This window comes from Candidatus Electronema sp. TJ (assembly GCF_048287355.1).
Lineage (GTDB): Bacteria > Desulfobacterota > Desulfobulbia > Desulfobulbales > Desulfobulbaceae > Electronema.
In genome coordinates this window covers 3,293-9,712 of sequence record NZ_JBLWEP010000092.1, presented here as the reverse complement: position 1 = coordinate 9,712, position 6,420 = coordinate 3,293, and the positions used below count along the sequence as shown (strand labels likewise).

Here is a 6,420-nt window from a genome sequence, read left to right as displayed (position 1 = left end):
GCGGGTGTCAGTATATCCGGCGGCTGCGGCCTGCTGCGAGGCTTCCTGCGCCTGCGCCCAAGAGCAATGCGGAGCAGGCTGCTGATCTGACCGCGCTGCGCAAAGCACAGGCAGAAGCACTGACCCGGCGCCAATTTGGTGTCGGGTTTTTTGTTGGGGGGATATGTAACTGAATACTTCCAGCTCATTGACAAAACTTTGCTTCAGGTAACTCATGGCACTGATTGAAGGCTTCAGAATTCAGAATTATCGTTCCTTGCGTGACATTGCAATGGGGCGAATCGGCACAGTTCCAGAATTGCGAAATGCCGTTCCTCTGACACCGTTAACTGTAGTGATCGGCAAAAATGGAGTCGGCAAAAGTTCGATATTCGATGCATTTGGTTTCTTGGCTGACTGCATGGAAACAGACCTTGAAACAGCCTGCAATGCAAGAAAACGAGGAGGTTACGACAAATTAATTTCGGCAGGTGTTAGTGAGCCGATAACAATTACGATATATTATCGAGAATCAAAAACGGATCGTCCTATAACTTATGAAGTTTCCATTGGGAAAGATGAAAAGGATGGCCTGCCTATTGTGACCTCGGAACGACTTCGACAGCGGAAAAAGAATCAAAATGGACGACCGTTGTCATTTTTATATCTGGAAAAAGGAAAAGGAAGTGTCTGGATTGGTGATGACAGCTTGGAAGGTGATGATTTTGCTAAACAAGAGGTGGTTCTTGATCCACATAAGCTTGGCATAATGACACTTGCCGAGCACATCAAGGAAAATCCTCGCATCAGAAAATTTAAAAATTTTATTCAAAGCTGGTATCTGAGCTATTTCACGCCTGATGCTGCCCGGCAGATTCCTCAAGCAGGCATTCAGAAGCATCTCAATCTGCATGGCGACAATATCGGCAATGTCGTTCAGTACATGGAGAGGAATCACCCGGTTGTGTTCAAACGTATTCTTTCCGAAATCTCAGCAAAAATTCCAGGGATCGGCACGATTGAACCGTATCGGGAATCAGTGTCGAACAACCTATATCTACTGTTCCAAGACAAGGGATTTGTAAAACCGTTCACGCAGCAGCAGATGTCGGACGGCACACTCAAGATGTTCAGTTATCTGCTCCTGCTGAATGACCCGGAACCGGCACCGTTCATCTGCATCGAAGAGCCGGAAAACGGTCTTTATCACAAATTGCTGGAAACGCTGGCGCACGAATTTCGTGAACACGCAACCGGCAAAAAAGGAACATCGCAAATTTTCATCACCACCCATCAGCCCTATTTTGTGGATGCGCTAGAGCCAAACGAGGTTTGGGTTCTTGAAAAAGGCGCGAACGGTTTTTCTGCTATGAAGAGGACGAGTGAAATTCGGTTCGTGCAGAACATGGTCAATGAGGGACAGCCGCTCGGAGCATTATGGTACAGCGATTATCTGGATGTGAGATAGACCATGCACTTTGAAATTCTTGTCGAAGGGCAGACTGAGCTGACCAGCCTTTCCGTCCTGATGGGTAAAATTCTTGGCGAATATAGTAATCCTCACACGTGGAAGATACACAAGCATCGAGGGATTGGCAAACTACCGGATCATCCAGAAGCCAAGCCCTATACAAAGGATCCAACTCTTTTGCATAACCTGCCGTCAAAGCTTCGAGCCTACGGCAATGGAGAACATGATGATGTTGTCGTAGTTGTGCTGGTTGACCTTGATGACAGGCCAGACTGCGCAGCATTCAAAAAAGAGCTGACTGATCTCTTGCATTTCTGTCCTAAAAAGCCAAATACGCTGTTTCGCATCGCCATTGAGGAGCTTGAAGCATGGTTTTTTGGTGACCAGCAGGCAATTAAACAAGTGTATCCTGATGCCAGGCAGGATGTTTTGGATAGCTATGTCCAAGATTCACAATGCGGCACTTGGGAAAAACTTGCTGAGGCGGTATATCCCGGCGGCATAGCTGAACTTCGCAAGCATGGCAGGCGTTCAAAACAACTTCTTAAACAAAAACAGAGTTGGGCCAAAGAGATACCCCCACGGCTTGACATTGAAAATAATCTCTCGCCAAGCTTCCAGTGTTTTCGTGACGGAATCAGAAAAATGGCGGCCCAAAAGTAACTCAGCAACAAGACAATGGCTTTCGTAGATGAAGTAAAGTTTTTCGTCAAGGCCGGCGACGGCGGCAACGGCTGCGTCAGTTTCCTGCGGGAGAAGTTTGTCCCCAAAGGCGGGCCAAACGGCGGCGACGGCGGGCGCGGCGGCAGCGTGTATTTAGAGGCCGATCCGGGCAAGCACTCGCTGATTGACTTCCGCTACAGCTCGCATTTCAAGGCCGAGCGCGGCGGCCACGGCATGGGCAGCGACTGCCACGGACGCGGCGGCAAAGACATGTTTGTGCCGGTGCCGGTCGGCTCGATGATTCGAGATGCGGAAACGGACGAGCTGCTGTCTGACCTGACCGAGCCGGGCCAGCGTTTTCTCGCTGCGCAGGGCGGCAGAGGCGGCCTTGGCAACACCCGCTTCGCCACCTCCACCAACCGCGCCCCGCGCAAGGCCACGCCTGGCACGCCCGGCGAGGAACGTTGGCTGCGGCTGGAATTGAAACTGCTGGCCGATGTCGGACTGATCGGCCTGCCCAACGCGGGCAAATCCACGCTGCTGTCCAAGCTCTCCGCCGCCAATCCCAAGGTTGCGCCGTATCCCTTCACCACCTTGGAGCCTCAGCTTGGCGTGCTGCATTTCAAATTCGAGAAGCCTTGCATCATCGCCGACATTCCCGGTCTGATTGAAGGGGCGAGCGAAGGGCTTGGCCTTGGCCACCGCTTTCTTCGTCATATTGAGCGCACCAGCATTCTGCTCCATCTGATTGACGCATCGAGCGAAGATCCGCTCGCGGACTACAAAGTGCTGGCTTCTGAATTGGCGGCGTATAAAGAGGAGCTGGCCGACCGTACCCGCCTGATTGTGCTGAACAAGATGGACTGTCTCTACGAGGAGGAGCAGGAGGCGGTCAAGGCCTTGTTTGCGGACAACGGCATGGCTGATGTGCTGCTGATTTCCGCCTTGGATGAAATCGGCATTGACGCGCTCAAAAAGCGCATCGGCAGCTTGCTGGAAGCGCAGCGGGAGGACGCGGCGGAAGCAGAGGAGGCGCAGCCATGACCTTTCAGGTGGACCGCGAGGAGGGCTTGTTTTACCGGCAGACCCTGTTTGATCAGGCCAAAACTGTGGTGCTGAAAGTCGGCAGCGCGGTGTTGACCAATGCCGAGGGCCTGAACTTGGAAGCAGTGGACAGCCTCTGCCGCCAGATCGGTTTTCTCCGCGCCACAGGCCGCGACGTGATTCTTGTCACCTCCGGCGCAGTGGCCGCTGGACGGCGGCGGCTGGGTGTGGAGAAACAGCCCGGCGAGCCGCTCAAGGTCAAGCAGGCCTTAGCCGCTGTCGGCCAGGGCATTCTCATGCAGGCCTACGAGCAGCGGTTCGCTGAGCAGGGCGGCCAGAAGGTGGCGCAAATCTTGCTCACCCACGCCGACCTCTCTCAGCGCGACCGCTACCTGAACGTCCGCAACACCATCCTTGCTCTGTTTGAATTCGACGTGGTGCCGATTATCAACGAGAACGACACGGTTTCCGTGCAGGAGCTGCGTTTCGGCGACAACGACACCCTCGGCGCGCTGATCACCAACATGATTGGCGCGGACATGTACATCATGCTTTCCGACGTGGACGGTCTCTACACCGCCAATCCGGCCCTTGATCCATCGGCCAAGGCGGTGTACACCGTGGCCAAGGTGGACAGCAGGATTGAGGCGATGGCAGGCGGCAGCGGCAGCACGGTCGGCACCGGCGGGATGCAGTCAAAGATCCGGGCGGCAAAGATGGTCGCGGCCTGCGGCGGCTCCTCATTCATCGGTCCTGGCCGCAACAAGAACGTGCTGCAGGAACTCTTCTCCGGGGTGACGGTCGGCACGTTCTTCCTACCGGAGAAAGTGAAGATCAGCGGCAGGAAGCACTGGATTGGCTACGTGCTGCGGCCTACCGGATATCTCGACCTCGACGCAGGGGCCTGCCGGGCGATCGTCGAGCGCGGCAAAAGCCTGCTGCCTTCAGGCATCGTCCGGGTGGAAGGCAGCTTCAAGGTCGGCGCGCCGGTGCAGTGCCGCTGCCCTGATGGCCGGGCCATTGCCGCCGGCTTAGTCAACTACGCCTCAGCGGACATTGAGCGCATCAGAGGCTGCAAAACCAGCGAGATCAAAAACATCCTCGGCTTCAGCGACAGCGACGAGGTGATTCACCGGGACAACCTTGTCCTGCTCGATCATGCCGGACACTTTGCCAGCTGAACCGCCATGAACAAGAAAGATGCGCTCTTGCGGAATGCCATGCCGCTGCTGCAATGGGATGAGCAGAAATACGCCACCGGCTTTGCCCATATTGACGAGCAGCACCGCGAGCTGTTCGACGGCTTGAACGGACTGACACTGTTTCTGCAAAATTCACTGGTCACAGATGACGATGAGAATCAGGGAAAAGTCATTGAGCTGCTCTATTTCCTCGGCGAATATGCGATGAAGCATTTCCGCGATGAAGAAGAGATATTCGCCCAATGCGGCCATCCCATGGCTTTGGTCAACAAAGAGGCGCATCAGGCATTCTTTGAAAAGTTTCTCGAATATAACGACAATCTCGCCCATGCTGTCTTCTCGCGTGACATCCTGATGCAGCTGCATATCTTTCTCAACCTCTGGCTGGTCAATCATATCGTCAAAATTGACACGGGATTGCGTGAATGCGCAGGAAAGCCGGGCATGGAAACGTTCCTTCAGAACAGCCGTCTCCAGGCAAGGAAACAGGGCGTTTTCAGCAAATTTCTTGCGTTGTTTGCGAGGAAATAGGTCCGCATGGACAAGTCTTCCGCCTTCCTGTATATTCCAGCTGCCGCAGGATTGAGCAGTCAGGCCCTGCAAGGAAGGAACTCTCTGGAGGAACATCATGCCATTGAAATGGGATCAGCAAAAGTACACTACAGGCTACGCGCATATTGACGAGCAGCACTACGAGCTGTTTGACGGCCTGAACAGCCTGCTTGTCTTTCTAAAAGATGCCTCGAATATTGAGCAGCCGGAGGAGCAGGAAAAGGCGGTCGAGCTGATCAGTTTCCTTGGTGAGTATGCGGCCAATCATTTCCGCGATGAAGAACTGCTTTTCGCCAAGAGCGATCATCCGATGAAGGTGGTGAACGAGGAAGAGCACCGCCGCTTTGTCGCCAAGTATCTCGAGTGCAAAAACAAGCTCACTGCTGGAACAATCACGCGAGGCTCTCTCATTCAGCTGCATATCTTTCTCCAGTCGTGGCTGATCAAGCACATTTGCAAGGTGGATGTCGCCTTGCGCGACTGCGCGGCCAAGGAAGAGGCGGAACAGGCCGCAGCCAGCGATTTTGCCAGAAAGCCTGGCGTGTTCGCCCGCTTCCTCTCCTTATTCCAGAAAAAACGGCTGGCCGCCTGAGCATGAAGCCGCCTGTCGCTGTCTGCGGCATGGACACCGGAGTCGGCAAATCAGTCGTCACCGGCCTCCTCGCCCGCCATCTCCGCGACCAAGGCGCGTCGGTCATGACCATGAAGCTGGTCCAGACTGGCTGCGCCGAGCCGGAGGACATCCTCCTGCACCGCCGGCTGATGGGCATCAGCTGGCAGCCGGAGGACGAGCAGCGCGTGACCTGCCCGTACTGCTTCCCGCTTGCCGCCTCGCCGCATCTTGCCGCAGAAAAGGCAGGCGCAGCCATTGATCCGGCCCGGCTTGATCAGGCTGCCGACAGTCTTTCCGCCCAGTTTGATCAGCTCATTGTCGAAGGCGCGGGCGGCCTGCTGGTGCCGCTGACCCGCTCGCTCCTTCTCCTCAATTACCTTCAGGCCAAGCAGTGGCCGCTGATTCTTGTTACTTCCCCCCGCCTCGGCTCAATCAATCATACCCTGCTTTGTCTTGAGGCCGTCAAACAGCGGCAGATGCCCCTGCTCGGCCTGGTCTACAACCTGCACGGCAGCCATCCGCCGGAAATCGTTCGCGACTCCCTCCGTGTCTTCCGCGACGCGCTGGCCAGCTATGGTTTCCCGCAGCATGTCGTTCTTCTGCCGGACATGAAGGAAAGCCGCTCGGCGCATTGGAACCTGCTGCTGAACGCCGCCGCCTGCTGATGCGTCCGCAGGCGCTGTCAGGCTGAACTGCCCGCTCTGACTCCTGCATGACCGTCCTGGCGTGAAGCGCGGGCCGCAGGAAAAGTCCATGCTAGCATGGGGTGATCCCCGATGCTGGCATGGAGGCATATCCCAACGAGCTTGGAGCCACCCTCCAACGTAGCATGGAGGGTCGCTCCATGCTACGTTCGAGATTTCCTCCATGCTACGTTCGAGATCTCCTCCATGCTA

At 55.4% G+C, this 6,420-nt stretch carries 7 protein-coding genes; all 7 read left to right on the top strand.

The features are described from left to right. The first annotated feature begins 214 nt into the window (after nucleotides 1–214). The 7 genes from ACNKID_RS07920 to bioD all read left to right on the top strand — a co-directional run bounded on the left by ACNKID_RS07920 (nucleotide 215) and on the right by bioD (nucleotide 6,189). The gene (locus ACNKID_RS07920) at nucleotides 215–1,447 is read left to right on the top strand and encodes an AAA family ATPase (protein ID WP_417912900.1); all 1,233 of its coding nucleotides are present in this window, start codon (nucleotides 215–217) and stop codon (nucleotides 1,445–1,447) included. A gap of 3 nt (nucleotides 1,448–1,450) precedes the next feature. After that, nucleotides 1,451–2,113 (top strand): DUF4276 family protein, encoded by a 663-nt coding sequence (locus tag ACNKID_RS07915; RefSeq protein ID WP_417912899.1) that lies wholly within the window; start codon nucleotides 1,451–1,453, stop codon nucleotides 2,111–2,113. A gap of 15 nt (nucleotides 2,114–2,128) precedes the next feature. Beyond that, entirely contained in the window at nucleotides 2,129–3,157 is a 1,029-nt protein-coding gene (obgE, locus tag ACNKID_RS07910; protein WP_417912898.1) for a GTPase ObgE, read from the top strand. Next, entirely contained in the window at nucleotides 3,154–4,338 is a 1,185-nt protein-coding gene (gene proB, locus ACNKID_RS07905) for a glutamate 5-kinase (RefSeq protein WP_417912897.1), read from the top strand. Before obgE ends, proB begins: the two co-directional genes overlap by 4 nt. A gap of 6 nt (nucleotides 4,339–4,344) precedes the next feature. Further along, on the top strand, nucleotides 4,345–4,890 hold the full coding sequence (locus tag ACNKID_RS07900) for a bacteriohemerythrin (protein ID WP_417912896.1): 546 nt from the start codon (nucleotides 4,345–4,347) through the stop codon (nucleotides 4,888–4,890). A 97-nt stretch (nucleotides 4,891–4,987) separates the two neighbouring features. Next, nucleotides 4,988–5,503, top strand: a complete 516-nt coding sequence (locus tag ACNKID_RS07895) for a bacteriohemerythrin (protein ID WP_417912895.1) — start codon at nucleotides 4,988–4,990, stop codon at nucleotides 5,501–5,503. Between the two features lie 2 nt (nucleotides 5,504–5,505). Next, a complete protein-coding gene (bioD, locus tag ACNKID_RS07890) occupies nucleotides 5,506–6,189 on the top strand; it encodes a dethiobiotin synthase (RefSeq protein ID WP_417912894.1) in 684 nt (227 codons plus the stop codon). Nucleotides 6,190–6,420 lie beyond the last annotated feature (231 nt).

Coding starts and splice junctions, on each gene's coding strand:
- ACNKID_RS07920 (WP_417912900.1), top strand. CDS start 215: ATGGCACTGATTGAAGGCTTCAGAATTCAGAATTATCGTTCCTTGCGT.
- ACNKID_RS07915 (WP_417912899.1), top strand. CDS start 1,451: ATGCACTTTGAAATTCTTGTCGAAGGGCAGACTGAGCTGACCAGCCTT.
- obgE (WP_417912898.1), top strand. CDS start 2,129: ATGGCTTTCGTAGATGAAGTAAAGTTTTTCGTCAAGGCCGGCGACGGC.
- proB (WP_417912897.1), top strand. CDS start 3,154: ATGACCTTTCAGGTGGACCGCGAGGAGGGCTTGTTTTACCGGCAGACC.
- ACNKID_RS07900 (WP_417912896.1), top strand. CDS start 4,345: ATGAACAAGAAAGATGCGCTCTTGCGGAATGCCATGCCGCTGCTGCAA.
- ACNKID_RS07895 (WP_417912895.1), top strand. CDS start 4,988: ATGCCATTGAAATGGGATCAGCAAAAGTACACTACAGGCTACGCGCAT.
- bioD (WP_417912894.1), top strand. CDS start 5,506: ATGAAGCCGCCTGTCGCTGTCTGCGGCATGGACACCGGAGTCGGCAAA.